The following is a 15,285-nucleotide window of genomic DNA, read 5'->3' as shown; positions in this document are numbered from 1 at the left end:
AGAGTAAACCGACATGGAAGCGTAATTATTTAGAGAGGTCGGCGATCCGGGCTCCAGGCGATCGGCGGCGCACGCGCGATCCGCGCCGGTTGGTTGACGCTGCGGTCGCGCCTGCTAGTCCCTCAAAGTGGCTCGATTGGTGGTGATACTGGAATGGCGCGGACGCAGGCAGCTGATTACGAAGAACGGCGCGAGGCGATAGTCGCGAAGGCAGCGGAGCTTTTTGCCGAAAATGGTTTTCTCGGTGCGTCGGTGCTCGAGCTGGCCAAAGCCTGCCAGACATCCAAGTCGCTACTCTATCATTACTACCCCTCGAAAGAGGACGTCCTTTATGCCGTCATGGCGTCCCACATCGACCGACTTGTCACGGATGTCGAGGAAGCCATGTCTGCCCCGAACGGCCCGGAGCAACGACTGAGGACATTGCTGCGCCTTTTCATGAACGACTATGTCGGCGCTGCCGCGCCGCAAAAGGTCCTCCTCAACGACCTGCGGCACCTGCCCGATGAACGGCGCACCTCCATCGTCGCGAAACAGCGACGGATCCTCGATGCGGTACAGACCCTGCTGGTCGAGCTCGATCCGACATTGGCCGATCAGAAGGGCAAGGCGCGCGCCAAGACCATGCTGGTGTTCGGCATGATCAACTGGACCGGGAACTGGTATGATCCGGCTGGCCCGCTCGATCCGGACAGCATTGCCGATATGGCGTTCGAGCTTGCCGTCAATGCAAGCTGACGCGGAAGGCTCGATGCCCTGAAACCTCCGCGCGTCCCGCAACCGGCGGCGCTCAAGGCCTCCGATTTCTGATTAAATATCTGTTATATAATGATATTATGCGACGCTCGCGCCAAAGGCGGCGGCGGAAGATATGGGACAAGGTGGTGTCCCATATCTCCTGCTGCTCGTCCCCACGGCCCTGTCACCGGCGTGATTCAACCAGAACACGGGATCTGGCATGCCTTCCCGTGCCGGGATTGCAGCGGCGCGCTCTTTCTCATTGTCGGAAAACAGAAAAGGCTCAGGCGTCGAAGTCCAGTTCGACATCGTCCGTCAGCGGTACGGCCTGGCAGGTGAGAACATAGCCCCGCGCCACCTCATCCTTTGAGAGGCCGAAATTCTGGTGCATGGCGACCTTGCCGGAGACGATCTTCGCGCGGCAGGTCGCGCAGACGCCGGCCTTGCAGGCGAACGGGGCCGGCAGCCCCGCGGCGCGCGCATTCTCGAGGATCGACCCCTTCTTCGCGTCGAACGTCAGCGTGCGGCGGCGGCCGTCGAGCGTCAACTTGACCTTCCGGCCCTCCGCCTTGCGGGCGCGTTCTTCAGCCGCGGAGCGGTCGGCCTCGCTGATCGGGCCGACATTGAATCGCTCGGAAAGGATCGATTCGGCAGAAACGCCTGCAGCGAGCAGCGCGCCTTCCACCGCATCCATCATGCTGCCCGGGCCACAGATGAAGGCGGCATCGACCTCCGATGGATCCAGTAGCTGGTCGAAGATCTCGCCGAGCTTGCTCGAATCGAGCCGGCCATTGAACAGCGGAATGTCGTCTTCCTCCTCGGTGAGGAAATGGAAGATCTGCAGCCGCCCGAGAAACCGGTTCTTCAGGGCCGCGATCTCGTCCAGGAACATGATGCTGGACGAGGTCCGGTTGCCGTAGAACAGCACGAACCGGCTGCGCGGTTCGGTCGCGAGCCCGGTCTTGAGCAGGGACAGGATCGGCGTGATGCCCGAGCCTGCGGCAAAGGCGGCATAAGTGGCCGTCCGCGCCGGATCGAAGCTCCAGGTGAAGCTGCCATGCGGCGGCATGGCATCGAGCGTGCCGCCGACCGCGAGCACCTTGTTTGCCCAGGTCGAGAAAAGCCCGCCTTCGACGCGCTTGATGGCGACCCGCAGCTCGCTTTCATGCGGTGCGGTGCAGACCGAATAGTTTCTCCGCACCTCTTCACCGCCAAGCTCGACACGGAGCGTCAGATGCTGCCCGGGCGAATAGCGAAAGGCCTCCTGGAGCGACGTGGGAACGGACAGGCGAAGCGAGACCGAGTCTTCGGTCTCGCGCCGTATTTCGGCGATTTCGAGGGCATGGAACCCGCTGGACATTGTCGCTCCTAGTGGCACTTGAATTTGTCGAACGGCTCCAGGCAGTCGTCGCACTGCCAGAGGGCCTTGCACGGGGTCGAGCCGAAGCGGCTGATCTCGCGCGTGCCGGCCGAATGGCATCGCGGGCAATGCACGGTCTCGCGAGCGCGCAGCGAATGCAGGGCAGCATTCTTCGCCGGCGGCGCAATGCCGTACGCAAGCAGCTTCTCCCGTCCGGCATCTGTGATCATGTCCGTCGTCCATGGCGGATAGAGTTCGGTCCGAATCTCGACATTGGAGAGGCCGGCATCGTCGAGCCGGGCCCGTACGGAAGCCTCGATGACGAGCGTGGCCGGGCAGCCGGTATAGGTCGGCGTGATCGTGACCCTGGGCGTACCCGCCGTCTCGATCGACCGTACGATGCCAAGGTCCATCACCGAGACCACGGGGATCTCTGGATCGGGCACCGTTGCCAGCAAAGCGGCGAGACGACCGGCCAGGTCGGAATCAGGCGGCATTGGTACGCCCATGGCCGTCACCAGACAGCTTCGGGATGGGCCCGGGGCACGACCTGCATGACCGCAAGAAGCGGCGAGAGATGCTCGGTATGGCGCCCTTCGCGACCGCCGGATATCTGCCAGAGCCCTGCCGGCTGGGGAGGCAGCGTCGCGACGGACAGCACTTCGGCGACTCGGCTGTCGAATCCCGCCCGCAACTCGGCACGATCGACCAGCACGCCTTCAGCATAGAGGCTGGCCTGCGCGTCGCTGCGGGCGAACATGTCGTCCGTGAAGCGCCAGAACCAGTCGAAGCCGTTGGTCATGCGCAGCGTGCTTTCGTCGGTTCCGTCGCCAAGCCGGATGACCCAATCCGACGCCAGTTCCGCATGATAGGCGACCTCCTTGACGGCCTTCGCGCTGATCGCCGCGATCCTGGCGTCGGTGGAACCCTGAAGCCTCTCCAGCAACCCAAGCTGATAGGTCGAAAAGAGGAACTGCCGCGCGATGGTCTGGCCGAAATCGCCATTGGGCTGTTCGACCAGGAGGCAATTCCGGAATGCGTCGGCATCGCGGTGGAAGGCGAGGCGATCGGCGCTACGCCCCTTCCCTTCGACGTCGCCGGCATAGTCGAGAAAGAGGGTCGCCTGCCCCATCAGGTCGAGCGCGAGGTTCGACAGGCTGAGATCGACCTCGACGCTCGGCGCATGCCCGCTCCATTCGCAAAGCCGCTGGCCAAGAATGAGCGAATCGTCGGCAAGCTCGAGAAGAGCATGGAAGAGCGGGTCGTTCATTCCTGCCTCACATGTGCTTCACGGCGTCGGGAAGATCGTAGAAGGTCGGGTGCCGGTAGATCTTGTCCTCGGCAGGCTCGAACAAAGCGGCCGACTTGCCTGGATCGGAGGCCACGATGTCGGTCGACCGGATGACCCAAATGCTCACGCCTTCCATCCGCCGCGTATAGGTATCGCGCGCGTGCCGGACGGCAAGCTCGCTGTCGGGCGCATGCACCGAACCGACATGGCGATGTTCGATCCCTCCCCGCGCCCGCACGAACACCTCCCAAAGAGGCCAATCCCTGCTCATTCCCGCAACTCCTGTCCCAATCATGCCGCTGCCGCGGAGCGCGCGTGCTTCGCCTGATGGGCATCGGCCGCCGCGCGGACCCAGGCGCCGGCATCCCAGGCGGCACGGCGCGCGTTGATCCGTTCTTTCGCCACGGGCCCATGGCCCTGGACGACCGCGTAGAATTCGTCCCAGTCGATCGCGCCGAAATCATAATGCCCCCGTTCCTCGTTCCAGCGCAGATCCGGATCGGGAATGGTGAGCCCGAGCAGTTCCGCCTGGGGGACGGTCGCATCGATGAATTTCTGGCGCAGCTCGTCATTCGTCTCACGCTTGATCCGCCAGCGGATCGACTGAGCGCTGTTGGGCGAATTGTCGTCGGGCGGGCCGAGCATCATGAGTGCGGGCCACCACCAGCGATCGAGCGCGTCCTGCGCCATCGCCTTCTGCGCGGCAGTGCCGTTCACAAGCGAGAGCAGCAGGTCGAAACCCTGGCGCTGATGGAAGCTCTCCTCCTTGCACACGCGCACCATCGCCCGGGCATAGGGGCCATAGGAGGTCCGCTGGAGCGGCACCTGGTTCATGATGGCGGCGCCGTCCACCAGCCAGCCGATCGCACCGATATCCGCCCAGTTGAGCGTCGGATAGTTGAAGATCGTCGAATATTTCGCCTTGCCCGAATGCAGGGCGTCGATCATCTGCTCCCGGCTGGTGCCCAGGGTTTCGGCCGCGCAATAGAGATAGAGGCCGTGGCCGCCTTCGTCCTGGATCTTGGCCAGCAGGATCGTCTTGCGCTTGAGGCTGGGTGCCCGGGTCAGCCAATTGGCCTCGGGCAGCATCCCGACGATCTCGCTATGCGCGTGCTGGGAGATCTGGCGGGTAAGCGTGCGCCGATAGGCTTCGGGCATCCAGTCCTTTGGCTCGATGAACTCATCCGCCGCGACCCGCGCCTCGAAGGCGGCCAGCATCTCCGGATCTTCCGCCTCGACCGGAACGACGGCGATGGCCGCGGTCCTATCCAGCTCTGTCGTATACATTTCGAATCTCCTGTACCCTGGCTATATAATTAACCGACCAGACGGTCAATAAATTATCCGCACCGGGCGAATGGACCATCCTACACCCGCTCGATGACCATCGCGATCCCCTGCCCGACGCCGATGCACATGGTACAGAGCGCATATCTCGCACCGCGCTGCTGGAGTTCCTCCGTCGCCGTCAGGACCAGCCGCGCGCCCGACATGCCGAGCGGATGACCGAGCGCGATCGCGCCGCCGTTCGGGTTCACATGCGGGGCGTCGTCGGCAATGCCGAGCTGCCGGAGAACGGCAAGACCCTGGCTGGCAAAGGCCTCGTTCAGTTCGACGATGTCGATATCGCCCACCGCCAGCCCGAGGCGGTCGAGCAGCTTCTTGCTGGCAGGGGCGGGCCCGATCCCCATGATGCGGGGCGGCACGCCCGCAACGCCGGCACCGAGGACCCGGGCGCGGGGGCGAAGTCCATATGTGTCGACGGCGCGCGCGCTGGCGACGATCACGGCCGCGGCACCGTCGTTCACGCCACTGGCATTGCCGGCGGTGACCGTGCCGTCCAGACTTATCGGACGAAGCCCGGCAAGGGCCTCCAGGGTCGTCTCGCGAGGATGTTCATCCAACGCGACGATAAGCGGATCGCCTTTCCGCTGCGGGACGCTAACGGGCACGATCTCGCGCGACAGGCGGCCGCTCGCCTGCGCCGCCGCGGCGCGACGCTGGCTCTCCACTGCGAACCGGTCCTGGTCGGACCGGCTCACGCCGAATTCCTGCGCGACATTCTCGGCCGTTTCGGGCATCGAATCGATCCCGAATTGCGCCTTCAGCCGGGCATTCACGAAGCGCCATCCGATCGTGGTGTCATAGACGGCATTGTCCCGCGCGAACGCCTGGCTGGCCTTGGGCATGACGAACGGCGCGCGGGTCATGCTCTCCACGCCGCCCGCGATCATGAGGTCGGCCTCGCCGGCCTTGATCGCACGCGCGGCGAAGGCGACCGCATCCATGCCCGATCCGCACAGGCGATTGATCGTCGTGCCCGGCGCGTCCTCACCGAGACCTGAAAGGAGGGCTGCCATGCGCGCGACGTTGCGATTGTCCTCGCCCGCCTGGTTGGCGCATCCAAGGACGACGTCTTCGACATTGCCGACGATGCCGGGATTGCGCTCGACGAGCGCCGCGAGCGGAACCGCCGCCAGATCGTCGGGCCGGATCGTCGCCAGGGCACCGCCATATCGCCCGATCGGAGTCCGCACCGCATCGCAGATGAACGCCTCAGCCATTGTTTCTCCGCTCCCCTCATCCCGGCACCAAAGACGCCGATGGTCTGTTCCGATCCGATCGGCATGAGCGACCTCCTAGAGCCAAAAATTGCCCTTGCCAATAATTGTCCGATCGGTCAGTCTATGAAAAGAAATGCATAGGAGATGGGATGAGCTACAGCACGATCCTGCTGGAGATCGGGGCCGGTGCCGCAAGGCTGACCCTCAACAGACCGGAACGGCTGAACAGCTTCACCGTGCAGATGCACGAGGAGGTTGCGGCCGCGCTCGACCTCGTCGCAGGCGATGAGAGCGTCCGGGCGCTGCTGCTCACCGGCGCGGGCCGGGGATTCTGCGCCGGCCAGGATCTTTCGGATCGTTCGATCGCCCCCGGGGCCGAACCCGTCGATCTGGGCCATTCGGTCGAGGCCTATTATGCCCCGCTGGTCCTCAGGCTGGCGCGCATGGCAAAGCCGGTCATTTGCGCGGTCAATGGCGTGGCGGCCGGTGCGGGCGCGAATATCGCGCTTGCCTGCGACATCGTCATCGCCGCGAAAAGCGCGCGCTTCATCCAGTCCTTCGCGAATATCGGTCTCATCCCCGATTCAGGCGGGACCTGGATTCTCCCGCGGCTTGTCGGCCAGGCGCGCGCTCTGGGACTTGCCCTGACGGGCGAACCGCTTTCCGCCGAGAAGGCCGAGAGCTGGGGCCTTATCTGGAAATGCGTCGAGGACGAGCAGCTCGGGCAGGAAGCCGACACCCTCCTGCGACGCTTTGCGGACGGGCCGACGCGCGGCCTTGCCGCGACCAAGCACGCCATCCGTAATGCGACGCTGAACTCGTTCGAGGATGAGTTGGTGATCGAGCGCGACCTGATGCGCCAGCTTGGGCGGAGCGCCGACTATCAGGAAGGCGTGGCCGCGTTCATGGCCAAGCGCCCTCCGCAATTTACCGGCCGCTAGGCTCTGGCAGAGGCTTTTATGACGAAGATACTGGAGAATTATTCCGCCGACCGGTGGGTCCGGAGCACCGACGCAGTGCCCGTACTGTCGGCACTCACCGGCGATCCCGTCGCTCAGGCCGGCAGCACGGGGCTCGATTTCGCCGCGATGCTCTCGCATGCGCGCCAGGTCGGCGGCCCCGCGCTTCGCGCGATGACCTTCCATGAGCGCGCGCGCCTGCTCAAGGCGCTCGCCCAGGCGATCATCGCCCGCAAGGAGGAACTCTATGCGCTGTCGGCGGCGACCGGCGCGACGCGAAACGACAGCTGGGTCGACATCGAAGGCGGCGCGGGAACATTGTTCACCATGTCGTCAAAGGGCCGCAAGGAGCTGCCCGACGACGTCATCCTGACCGACGGCGACTTCGAACCGATCGGCAAGCTGGGCAGCTTTATCGGCCAGCATGTCTATACGTCGCTTCAGGGCGCGGCGATCCACATCAACGCCTTCAACTTTCCCGTCTGGGGCATGCTCGAAAAACTCGGCCCGGCCCTGCTCGCCGGCGTGCCCGCGATCGTGAAGCCCGGCACGACATCGTCCCAGGTGGCTGAGCATGCGTTCCGCATCATGATCGAGGCCGGTGTCCTTCCGGCAGGCGCCGTCCAGCTGATCGTCGGCGGCGTCGGCGACCTGTTCGAGCATCTGACCTGCCAGGACGTGGTGTCCTTCACCGGCTCGGCAGCGACGGCGATGAAATTGCAGGCCCATCCGGTGATCGCGCGCGAGTCGGTGCGTTTCGTGGCGGAACGGGATTCGCTCAATGCTTCGATCCTCGGTCCTGACGCAGGCCCCGACACGCCGGAATTCGATCTCTTCGTCAAAGAGGTCGCGCGCGAGATGACGGTCAAGGCGGGGCAGAAATGCACCGCGATCCGGCGCGCCTTCGTGCCGCGCCAATGGCTCGACGCCGCTGAAGAGGCGTTGAAGGCCCGCCTCGGCAAGGTCGTCATCGGCGACCCTGCCACGGAGGGCGTCACCATGGGCGCGCTTGCCGGCCTGTCCCAGCTCGCGGATGTCCGCGAAAAGGCGCGGGAGCTGGCGACCGAGGCGCGGCTCATCTTCGGCGATATCGACCATGTCGACGTCAAGGGCGGTGCACCCGGATCCGGCGCGTTCATATCGCCACTCCTGTTCCGCATGGACGATCCCTGGGCCGCGCGGAAAGTGCACGACGTCGAGGCCTTCGGCCCCGTCTCGACGCTCATGCCCTATGATAGTCTCGATGATGCGATCGCTCTCGCCAATCGCGGCAAGGGCTCCCTGGCCCTTTCCTTCTTCACCTATGATCCGCAGGCCGCCCGGCAATTCCTGCTCGGTACCGGCTCGTTCCATGGACGCATCGTCATCCTCGATCGCGACAGCGCCAGGGAATCCACCGGCCATGGCTCGCCCTTGCCGATGCTGATCCATGGCGGGCCGGGACGGGCCGGCGGCGGCGAGGAAATGGGCGGCATCCGCGGCGTCAAACATTATATGCAGCGTAGCGCCGTTCAGGGTCATCCGCGCATGATCAGCGCGATCACCCGACGCTGGCTTCCGGGCGGGACGCAAGTGGAAGCGACCGCGCACCCGTTCCGGCTGCACTTCGGCGAACTGGAGCTAGGCTACACGCTGCGGACCGGAGCCAGGATGATCACGCTGGAGGATATCGAGCATTTCGCGCATTTCACCGGCGACACTTTCTACGCGCATATGGACGAGGAAGCGGCCGCGGCGAATCCCTTCTTCCCGGGCCGGGTGGCGCATGGCTATCTGATCCTGTCGTTCGCGGCCGGGCTGTTCGTCGATCCGGCGCCCGGACCGGTTCTCGCCAATTACGGGCTCGAGGGCCTGAGGTTCCTGAAACCCGTGTCGCCCGGCGAAGCCATCAAGGTTGCGCTGACGGTGAGGAGCAAGACACTGCGCAACGAGCAATATGGCGAGGTCCGCTGGGCGGTCGTGGTGACCGACGGCAGCGACGATATGGTCGCGACCTATGACCTGCTCACCATGAACGCGCTCTGAGAGGATCGACCGGAGAGATGGACTACGGCCCCGCGACGAAAGAGGAACTGGCGCGCATCCAGCTTGAGCGGCTGCGATGGTCGGTCGAGCATGCCTGGCGTAACGTAGCCTCATTCCGTGCGGCGTGCGAGGCGAAGGGTGTCGGCCCCGGCGATATCCGGTCATTGTCGGACATTGCGCGCCTGCCGTTCACGACCAAGGCCGATCTGCGAGCCGCCTATCCGTTCGGCATGTTCGCCGTGCCGGAGGACAGGCTGTCGCGAATCCATGCCTCGTCGGGTACGACGGGGTTGCCCACTGTGGTGGGCTATACCGCCGACGATATCCGGACCTGGTCTTCGCTGGTCGCGCGCAGCATCCATGCCGCGGGCGGGCGGCCCGGCATGAAGGTCCATGTCGCCTATGGCTATGGCCTGTTCACCGGCGGGCTTGGCGCGCATTATGGTGCCGAGGCGCTTGGCTGCGCGGTCATTCCCATGTCGGGCGGGCAGACCGAAAAACAGGTCAAGCTGATCCAGGACTTCCGGCCCGAGGTCATCATGGTCACGCCGAGCTACATGCTCTCGATTCTCGATGAGTTCCGGCGCCAGGGGATCGATCCCAGAAGCTCGTCGCTGCGCATCGGGATCTTCGGCGCCGAGCCCTGGACCGAGGCGATGCGCCGCGAGATCGAAGGCGCGTTCGATCTCGCCGCGACCGACATCTACGGCCTGTCGGAGGTCATGGGCCCGGGCGTCGCCCAGGAATTCCAGGGACAATCCGGCCCGACGATCTGGGAAGACCATTTCCTGCCCGAGATTGTCGATCCGGAGACCGGCGAACCGCTTCCCGATGGCGAGGAAGGCGAGTTGGTCTTCACCTCGCTCTCCAAGCAGGCGCTCCCGATCATCCGCTATCGCACGCGGGACCTCACCCGCCTCCTGCCCGGCGAAGGGGTTCCCCATCGCAAGATGGCGAAAATCGTCGGCCGATCGGACGACATGCTGATCATCCGGGGCGTCAACGTCTTCCCGACTCAGATCGAGGAACAGCTCCTCAAATGCGGCGAGCTCGCGCCCCATTTCGTGATCGAGGTCACCCGGCCCGATCGCATGGATGAAGTGATCATCGAAGTGGAGCCGCGCGTCGGCATCGACCCGTCGCGCTGCCAGGCACAGGCGACGATATTGTCGGGCTATATCAAGGAAAATGTCGGCATCAGCGCGCGCGTGGCGTTGCGCCAGCCCGGCGCGCTCGCGCGCTCGCAGGGCAAGGCATCGCACGTTCGTGACCTGCGGCCGGTCCTATGATCGCGCGGCCGACATTCAGAACAGGCACAACACCGCGGCGATGAGCGTGGCGGGAAGCCAGAGCGACAAGGCTGCCACCGGCCAGCGCGAGAGCGTGAGAATGAGGGCAAGCCCGCTCACCGAGACGATGCCGAGCCAGGCGATGACGGCCTGATAGGGCCCGAACCGGTGCGTGGCGGCCAGAAGCGACACCAGGAGCAGCAGGCCACCCGCCAGCCTGGCGCGCGAAGGGCGCAAGAGCAATCGGGATGCCGGCGCGGAGCGGGTAGCTGCCCGCGCGAGATTGGCAAGGCCGGCATAGCCCAGCAGCGCGACTTCAAGCGACATCGACTAGCTCCGCGATGTCGGGCCTGGCGGGCTCGTCGCGGCGTATCCGCCGACCGACACTTGCCGTGCGACGCGACGCCCGCCACGCGGCGAAGCCGAGCAGGGCTGCCAGGAAAAGCATGGTGACGTCGAAGGCGAGGAACAGGCCGTCAGTAACAAGGCCCGGATCGGCCAGCACATCCGCGATCGGGATGGCCGCGAACAGCACCGCGCTTGCCGCCAGGGTCTCGGGCCACGCCCGGTGCACCGGACGGACGAGCGAGAGTGCGGCCAGCCCGAACCAGGCCCAGAACATCGCCGCGACCTCCAGATCCGCCCGGCCCGGCAGCGTCGCGGGCAACAGGCGGTTGGCGAGGAAGAAGGCGCCCATGCCGGCGGGCAGGCAGGCGATCGCGCCGATGTTGAGCCGGTCGACCAGCGCCAGCCCGAAAAAGGGTTCTGCACCCGGCTTGCGGCGCTTGGCGGTCCAGAGGATCAGGCCGGTCGCGACCATCGCGCTACCGGTAAGGCCGAGCAGGAAGCAGACCCAGCGCAGCAGCGGGCCGGCGAACCAGGCCATGTGAAGCCCGAGCATCACCCCGGCGGTCTCGGCCGCAGGCCCCGGCGCGGGTGAAACGGAGAGCCGCTCGCCGGAAACGCCCGAATAGGTGACCGACGCGCCTCGCGCGTTCAGCCTGTCGTCGCTGGACCGGATGATGGTGACGGTCGAGGACGCATCGTCGGGATTGCTCACGATGATCCGGGAAGCGCGTCCGCCATGCCACTGGGTGGAGGCCGCCTCGACGAGCCGCCCCATATCGGCAAGCCGGCCGGGATGCCCCGAAGGGGCCGAGCCGGGCGTCTCGCCATAAAGTTCGGCGGAGAAGGTGGCCGGTTTGGTATAGTTCGCCTGGATCGGCCAGGGCATATACATGACCATCAGCGTGATGAGCCCGGTATAGGTGATCATCGCGTGATAGGGCAGCGCGAGCACGGCCGAGACATTGTGCGCATCGAGCCAGCTGCGCTGGCCCCTGCCCCAACGCAGCGTGAAGAAATCGACGAAGATCCGCTTGTGCGTGATTACCCCCGACAGGATCGCGCCAAGCATGAACATCGCGCACAGGCCGGCAAGCCAGCGGCCCCAGGGATGGGGCAGCTGCAGCTGGAAATGGAAGCGGTAGAAGAACTCGCCGCCTCGCGTATCGCGCGCTTCGACCGGCACGCCGGTGGCGGGGTCGAGCCGCACTTCGGACCGGCGCGGGGTACTCGCTGGAACGGGATTGCGCCGCGCGCGCGAAAAGATGCGAGTCGCCAGCGTGCGATCATTGGGGAGATAGATGGTCCATTGCTCGTCATGCGGCGCATTCGCTTGCAGCCAGCCGATCGCGGTTCGCGCCGCGTCGACCGGCGCGACCTGGTGCGGCCTGAATTCGGGTTGCATCCAGCGGGTGATTTCGGGCCGGAAATAGCTCGCCGTGCCGGTGAGGAACATCGCGAACAGGATCCATCCCGCCAGCAGGCCGAGCCAGCCATGGATCCACGCCATCGATTGCCGGAGCCCGTTGCCCTTCACGGCCTGACCCCCAGCATCAGGGTGCCGGCCACCGCCAGGCCGGCAAATCCCCAGACGGCGATGGTGACGCGCGACAGCCGCGGCTCGTGGAATGCCCAGAGGCCGATGGCCGCATAGGACAGGAAGGAAAGGCTCATCGACCAGATGGTGGCCTCGACGCGAGCAAGCGGAAGCAGGCGCGCGGCCAGTGCCGCGCCGCCCGCCGTCGCGAGATAACCGCCGATCAACGCGGTCGCGATTCGCACGACAAGCCGCCCGCGACCCGCGCTTCGCTGCCCTGTGGCCATGTCCCCCAATTCCCTTTGTTTGCCTCTTGCGTGAGCGCCAAGGCCGCCCTAACAGATATTGCGAATCGTTATCAATACCTATTGGGGGCCCTCTCAATGTCTGTTTCTCCGCGCTCGCGCCTCGGGCGCACCATCCTGCTCGTGTCGGCGCTGACCGCTCCGACGACGGCATATGCTCAAGCTCAGGAATCAGGCGTGCGCGACGACATCGTCGTGACCGGGCTACGCGAAAAGCAGACCGGGTCGGGCACCAAGACCGACACGCCGCTGATGGAGACGCCGCAGACCATTACCGTGATCGACAGTGAGGAGCTGGTCCGCCGCAATGCCCTGTCGATCAACCAGGCGCTCGGCTATGTCGCCGGCGTCTCGGCGAACCAGCGCGGTGGCATGGTCACGCGCTACGACCAGCTCATCCTGCGCGGCTTCACCCCCGGCGTCTATCTCGACGGTATGAGGCTGCTCGCCGGCCCCTATTCGATGCCGCAGATCGACTTCAACCGCATCGACCACATCGATGTGGTGAAGGGTCCGGCTTCGGTGCTCTACGGCAATTCGACCCCGGGCGGCCTGGTCAACCTGACGAGCAAGATGCCCGAGCCGCTCGCGTCGGGCCGGTTCGAGCTGCAGGCCGGCAATTACGACACGATCCGCGCGGTGGGCGACATCAACCAGCCGCTCGATGCCGGCGGCAAGTTGCTCGCGCGCATCGTCGGCGGTTGGCAGAAGAATGACGGGCTGACCAAGGGCACCTTCTCCGAACGCTATCATATCAGCCCGATGCTGACCTTCGCGCCTGATGACAGCACCAGCCTGACGCTGATCGCGACCTATCAACGCTCGCCGAGCGGCGGCGGCTATTCGGGCGTTCCCGCTTATGGTTCGGTGCTCGCCAATCCCAACGGCCTGCTGCCGCGCGACATCAACACCGGCGATCCCGGCTATGAGCGCTACGATCATCGCGCCAAATCGGTCGAGGCGCTGTTCCGCCACGATTTCAGCGCCAATCTCTCGTTCCGGTCGAGCGCGCGCTACCAAAACAACAGGCTGAGCTATCGCCAGCTCTATGTCGCGGGCTTCGCGACGACGGGGACAGGCACGAATCGCAATACCGATTATGCCACGATCATTCGCGGCGGTGGTGGCGCGGATGAGGATTTCGACACGCTGACGCTCGACAACAGCATCAATGCCAAGTTCGACACCGGGCCGCTCAGGCATAATGTGCTGGCGGGCATCGACTATCAGCATATCTCGGGCGAGAATTTCCAGCAGTTCAACACCGGCGTGACGAGCAACCCACTCACCAGCATCCCCAATCTCAGCCTCTACCATCCGGTCTATGGCGGCACGCTGCCCACCGCCGACCTGACCGCTCTGTCGAGCGCCTATACCAACAGCTACAGCAAGCGCGACCAGGTCGGCGTCTATCTGCAGGATCAGGTGGCGATCGGACGGCTCCAGCTGATCGCGAGCGGACGCTACGATTGGTACGACCAGACCACGCTCAACAAGCGCAACAATGCGGTCACGCCGTTCGGCCAGACCGCGTTCACCGCCCGGCTCGGCGCGCTCTACGAACTGCCGGCCGGCATCTCGCCCTACATCAGCTATTCGGAATCGTTCGAGCCGCAGACCGGTACCACCTGGGACGGCATTCCCTTCGATCCGGTGACTGGCCGCCAGTATGAGGCCGGGATCAAATATCAGCCGCGCGGCACCAACGCGCTGTTCACGATCTCGGCCTATGACCTGCGCCGCCAGAAGGTGCCGGTGGGCGATCCGCGCGCTGGCACCGGCGGTATCCCCTCGACCGCGCAGATCCAGATCGGCGAAGTCCGCGTGCGCGGGATCGAGTTCGAGGGGCGCGGCGAAGTCACGCCCGGCTTCGACGTGGTGGTCGCGGCGGCCTATACCGACGCCATCATCACGCAAGGGGCGCCTGCCGTTCCGGCCACATCGACCAACAGCGGCACGCCGACAACCACCGGCACGCGACAGCTCGGCACGCCCGAATGGATCGCCTCGACCTTCCTGTCCTATGATTTCGGGAAGGGCGAGCGGATCGCCGGGCCGCTCGGCGGTCTGAGTTTCGGCGCCGGCGTTCGCTATGTCGGCGGATCGGATGGCACCACCAGCTACAAGGTGGTGAATGGGGTCACGACTTTCGAGCGCTTCACGACGAAGAGCTTCATCCTGATCGACGCCTTGCTGGGCTATGATCTTGGTCGCGCGACGCCGTCGCTCAGGGGTTTTTCACTGGCGCTGAACGCGTCCAACCTGTTCGACAAGAGCTATGTGACCGCCTGCCCGTTCAGCAACAGCTGCTATTTCGGCGCCGGACGGACCGTGATGGGCTCGCTACGGTATCAATGGTGAGCCTTCTGAAATAGTGGAGCCAATATTCAGTCTCGCGCCTCTGCCGGACGAACGTCGTTCGTGTCGATCACCGGTCGCCCGAGCGAGCGCGAGACTCCCGTGAATATCGCGAGAACGCGGCCATCGCCTGCGGTGACTTGGACGTCATAGACTCCGGTTCGGCCCGCCTGGCCCGACCGTCGCGCTTCGGCGACGACCCGTTCGCCGTTTCTGCTGGAGGACAGGAAGGTGATCGAGCCGCCCTGGGCCACCGTCGCGATATTCTCGGAATTGCAGGCATAGGCGAAAGCCTGGTCGGCTAGGAGGAACAGGATGCCGCCATGCGCGCTGCCGAACCCGTTCAGCATGCGATCGTCAAGCGTCAGGGACGCCGTCGCATGACCTGGCCCCACTGAGTCCAGCGCAATGCCAAGCAGCTGGGTGGGGCCTTCGGTTCGACGCATCAGATCGGTGACGTCGCGCGGCGAAGGGGCATCCATACGAGTCATTTCGATCATCCTCCCGGTGCGCC

The 15,285-nt window shown here is 65.1% G+C and carries 15 protein-coding genes; 5 read left to right on the top strand and 10 right to left on the bottom strand.

Annotation, left to right across the window (positions count from 1 at the left end; genetic code table 11):
* The first annotated feature begins 153 nt into the window (after positions 1 to 153).
* Positions 154 to 738, top strand: a complete 585-nt coding sequence (locus tag AC1RT8_RS10205; protein WP_493075501.1) for a TetR/AcrR family transcriptional regulator — start codon at positions 154 to 156, stop codon at positions 736 to 738.
* 283 nt (positions 739 to 1,021) lie between these two features.
* Here the strand turns inward: AC1RT8_RS10205 and paaE are convergent, their stop codons facing one another.
* From paaE to pcaF, 6 genes are all read right to left on the bottom strand, one after another.
* Positions 1,022 to 2,098 carry a 1,2-phenylacetyl-CoA epoxidase subunit PaaE gene (gene paaE / locus AC1RT8_RS10200; RefSeq protein ID WP_493075500.1) on the bottom strand — a complete coding sequence of 359 codons (1,077 nt, stop codon included), beginning with the start codon at positions 2,096 to 2,098 and terminating at the stop codon, positions 1,022 to 1,024.
* Positions 2,099 to 2,106: 8 nt separating this feature from the next.
* Entirely contained in the window at positions 2,107 to 2,595 is a 489-nt protein-coding gene (gene paaD / locus AC1RT8_RS10195; RefSeq protein WP_493075498.1) for a 1,2-phenylacetyl-CoA epoxidase subunit PaaD, read from the bottom strand.
* Between the two features lie 17 nt (positions 2,596 to 2,612).
* Entirely contained in the window at positions 2,613 to 3,368 is a 756-nt protein-coding gene (gene paaC, locus AC1RT8_RS10190; protein WP_493075497.1) for a 1,2-phenylacetyl-CoA epoxidase subunit PaaC, read from the bottom strand.
* 7 nt (positions 3,369 to 3,375) lie between these two features.
* Positions 3,376 to 3,660 (bottom strand): 1,2-phenylacetyl-CoA epoxidase subunit PaaB, encoded by a 285-nt coding sequence (paaB, locus tag AC1RT8_RS10185; protein WP_493075496.1) that lies wholly within the window; start codon positions 3,658 to 3,660, stop codon positions 3,376 to 3,378.
* A 20-nt stretch (positions 3,661 to 3,680) separates the two neighbouring features.
* A complete protein-coding gene (gene paaA / locus AC1RT8_RS10180) occupies positions 3,681 to 4,676 on the bottom strand; it encodes a 1,2-phenylacetyl-CoA epoxidase subunit PaaA (RefSeq protein ID WP_493075495.1) in 996 nt (331 codons plus the stop codon).
* Positions 4,677 to 4,756: 80 nt separating this feature from the next.
* Positions 4,757 to 5,953: a 3-oxoadipyl-CoA thiolase gene (gene pcaF / locus AC1RT8_RS10175; protein WP_493075494.1), complete on the bottom strand. Its 1,197-nt coding sequence runs from the start codon at positions 5,951 to 5,953 to the stop codon at positions 4,757 to 4,759.
* 149 nt (positions 5,954 to 6,102) lie between these two features.
* On the opposite strand from pcaF, the gene paaG reads away from it, so the two are divergent.
* The 3 genes from paaG to AC1RT8_RS10160 are packed head-to-tail and all read left to right on the top strand — an operon-like array spanning position 6,103 to position 10,226.
* A complete protein-coding gene (paaG, locus tag AC1RT8_RS10170; RefSeq protein ID WP_493075493.1) occupies positions 6,103 to 6,894 on the top strand; it encodes a 2-(1,2-epoxy-1,2-dihydrophenyl)acetyl-CoA isomerase PaaG in 792 nt (263 codons plus the stop codon).
* Between the two features lie 18 nt (positions 6,895 to 6,912).
* Positions 6,913 to 8,937: a phenylacetic acid degradation bifunctional protein PaaZ gene (gene paaZ / locus AC1RT8_RS10165; RefSeq protein ID WP_493075491.1), complete on the top strand. Its 2,025-nt coding sequence runs from the start codon at positions 6,913 to 6,915 to the stop codon at positions 8,935 to 8,937.
* Positions 8,938 to 8,954: 17 nt separating this feature from the next.
* Positions 8,955 to 10,226: an AMP-binding protein gene (locus AC1RT8_RS10160; RefSeq protein ID WP_493075490.1), complete on the top strand. Its 1,272-nt coding sequence runs from the start codon at positions 8,955 to 8,957 to the stop codon at positions 10,224 to 10,226.
* A 15-nt stretch (positions 10,227 to 10,241) separates the two neighbouring features.
* Here AC1RT8_RS10160 and AC1RT8_RS10155 read toward each other — a convergent pair whose 3' ends face one another.
* Genes AC1RT8_RS10155 through AC1RT8_RS10145 form a run of 3 tightly spaced genes read right to left on the bottom strand, consistent with a single transcriptional unit; the run spans position 10,242 to position 12,353 of the window.
* Positions 10,242 to 10,553 (bottom strand): hypothetical protein, encoded by a 312-nt coding sequence (locus AC1RT8_RS10155; RefSeq protein WP_493075489.1) that lies wholly within the window; start codon positions 10,551 to 10,553, stop codon positions 10,242 to 10,244.
* Positions 10,543 to 12,108, bottom strand: coding sequence for a PepSY-associated TM helix domain-containing protein (locus tag AC1RT8_RS10150; RefSeq protein ID WP_493075487.1), 1,566 nt, complete (start codon positions 12,106 to 12,108; stop codon positions 10,543 to 10,545). Before AC1RT8_RS10150 ends, AC1RT8_RS10155 begins: the two co-directional genes overlap by 11 nt.
* Positions 12,105 to 12,353: a hypothetical protein gene (locus tag AC1RT8_RS10145; protein WP_493075485.1), complete on the bottom strand. Its 249-nt coding sequence runs from the start codon at positions 12,351 to 12,353 to the stop codon at positions 12,105 to 12,107. The genes AC1RT8_RS10150 and AC1RT8_RS10145 overlap by 4 nt, the downstream gene beginning before the upstream one ends.
* A gap of 237 nt (positions 12,354 to 12,590) precedes the next feature.
* Between AC1RT8_RS10145 and AC1RT8_RS10140 the strand changes: the two genes are divergently transcribed.
* Complete coding sequence (locus AC1RT8_RS10140) at positions 12,591 to 14,774, top strand: TonB-dependent siderophore receptor (protein WP_493075484.1); 2,184 nt, start codon at positions 12,591 to 12,593, stop codon at positions 14,772 to 14,774.
* Between the two features lie 26 nt (positions 14,775 to 14,800).
* Here AC1RT8_RS10140 and paaI read toward each other — a convergent pair whose 3' ends face one another.
* The gene (gene paaI / locus AC1RT8_RS10135) at positions 14,801 to 15,262 is read right to left on the bottom strand and encodes a hydroxyphenylacetyl-CoA thioesterase PaaI (RefSeq protein ID WP_493075483.1); all 462 of its coding nucleotides are present in this window, start codon (positions 15,260 to 15,262) and stop codon (positions 14,801 to 14,803) included.
* Positions 15,263 to 15,285 lie beyond the last annotated feature (23 nt).

This window comes from Sphingomonas sp. GW821-FHT10F11 (genome assembly GCF_058809095.1).
The sequence above is the reverse complement of the archived record's forward strand: the minus strand, read 5'-3'. Positions and strand labels throughout refer to the sequence as shown.

Excerpts from the sequence above, each read along its gene's own strand:
- paaE (WP_493075500.1), bottom strand. The coding sequence starts at position 2,098 with ATGTCCAGCGGGTTCCATGCCCTCGAAATCGCCGAAATACGGCGCGAG.
- paaG (WP_493075493.1), top strand. The coding sequence starts at position 6,103 with ATGAGCTACAGCACGATCCTGCTGGAGATCGGGGCCGGTGCCGCAAGG.
- paaI (WP_493075483.1), bottom strand. The coding sequence starts at position 15,262 with ATGACTCGTATGGATGCCCCTTCGCCGCGCGACGTCACCGATCTGATG.
- pcaF (WP_493075494.1), bottom strand. The coding sequence starts at position 5,953 with ATGGCTGAGGCGTTCATCTGCGATGCGGTGCGGACTCCGATCGGGCGA.
- AC1RT8_RS10160 (WP_493075490.1), top strand. The coding sequence starts at position 8,955 with ATGGACTACGGCCCCGCGACGAAAGAGGAACTGGCGCGCATCCAGCTT.
- AC1RT8_RS10205 (WP_493075501.1), top strand. The coding sequence starts at position 154 with ATGGCGCGGACGCAGGCAGCTGATTACGAAGAACGGCGCGAGGCGATA.
- AC1RT8_RS10155 (WP_493075489.1), bottom strand. The coding sequence starts at position 10,553 with ATGTCGCTTGAAGTCGCGCTGCTGGGCTATGCCGGCCTTGCCAATCTC.
- paaA (WP_493075495.1), bottom strand. The coding sequence starts at position 4,676 with ATGTATACGACAGAGCTGGATAGGACCGCGGCCATCGCCGTCGTTCCG.
- paaC (WP_493075497.1), bottom strand. The coding sequence starts at position 3,368 with ATGAACGACCCGCTCTTCCATGCTCTTCTCGAGCTTGCCGACGATTCG.
- paaB (WP_493075496.1), bottom strand. The coding sequence starts at position 3,660 with ATGAGCAGGGATTGGCCTCTTTGGGAGGTGTTCGTGCGGGCGCGGGGA.
- paaZ (WP_493075491.1), top strand. The coding sequence starts at position 6,913 with ATGACGAAGATACTGGAGAATTATTCCGCCGACCGGTGGGTCCGGAGC.
- paaD (WP_493075498.1), bottom strand. The coding sequence starts at position 2,595 with ATGCCGCCTGATTCCGACCTGGCCGGTCGTCTCGCCGCTTTGCTGGCA.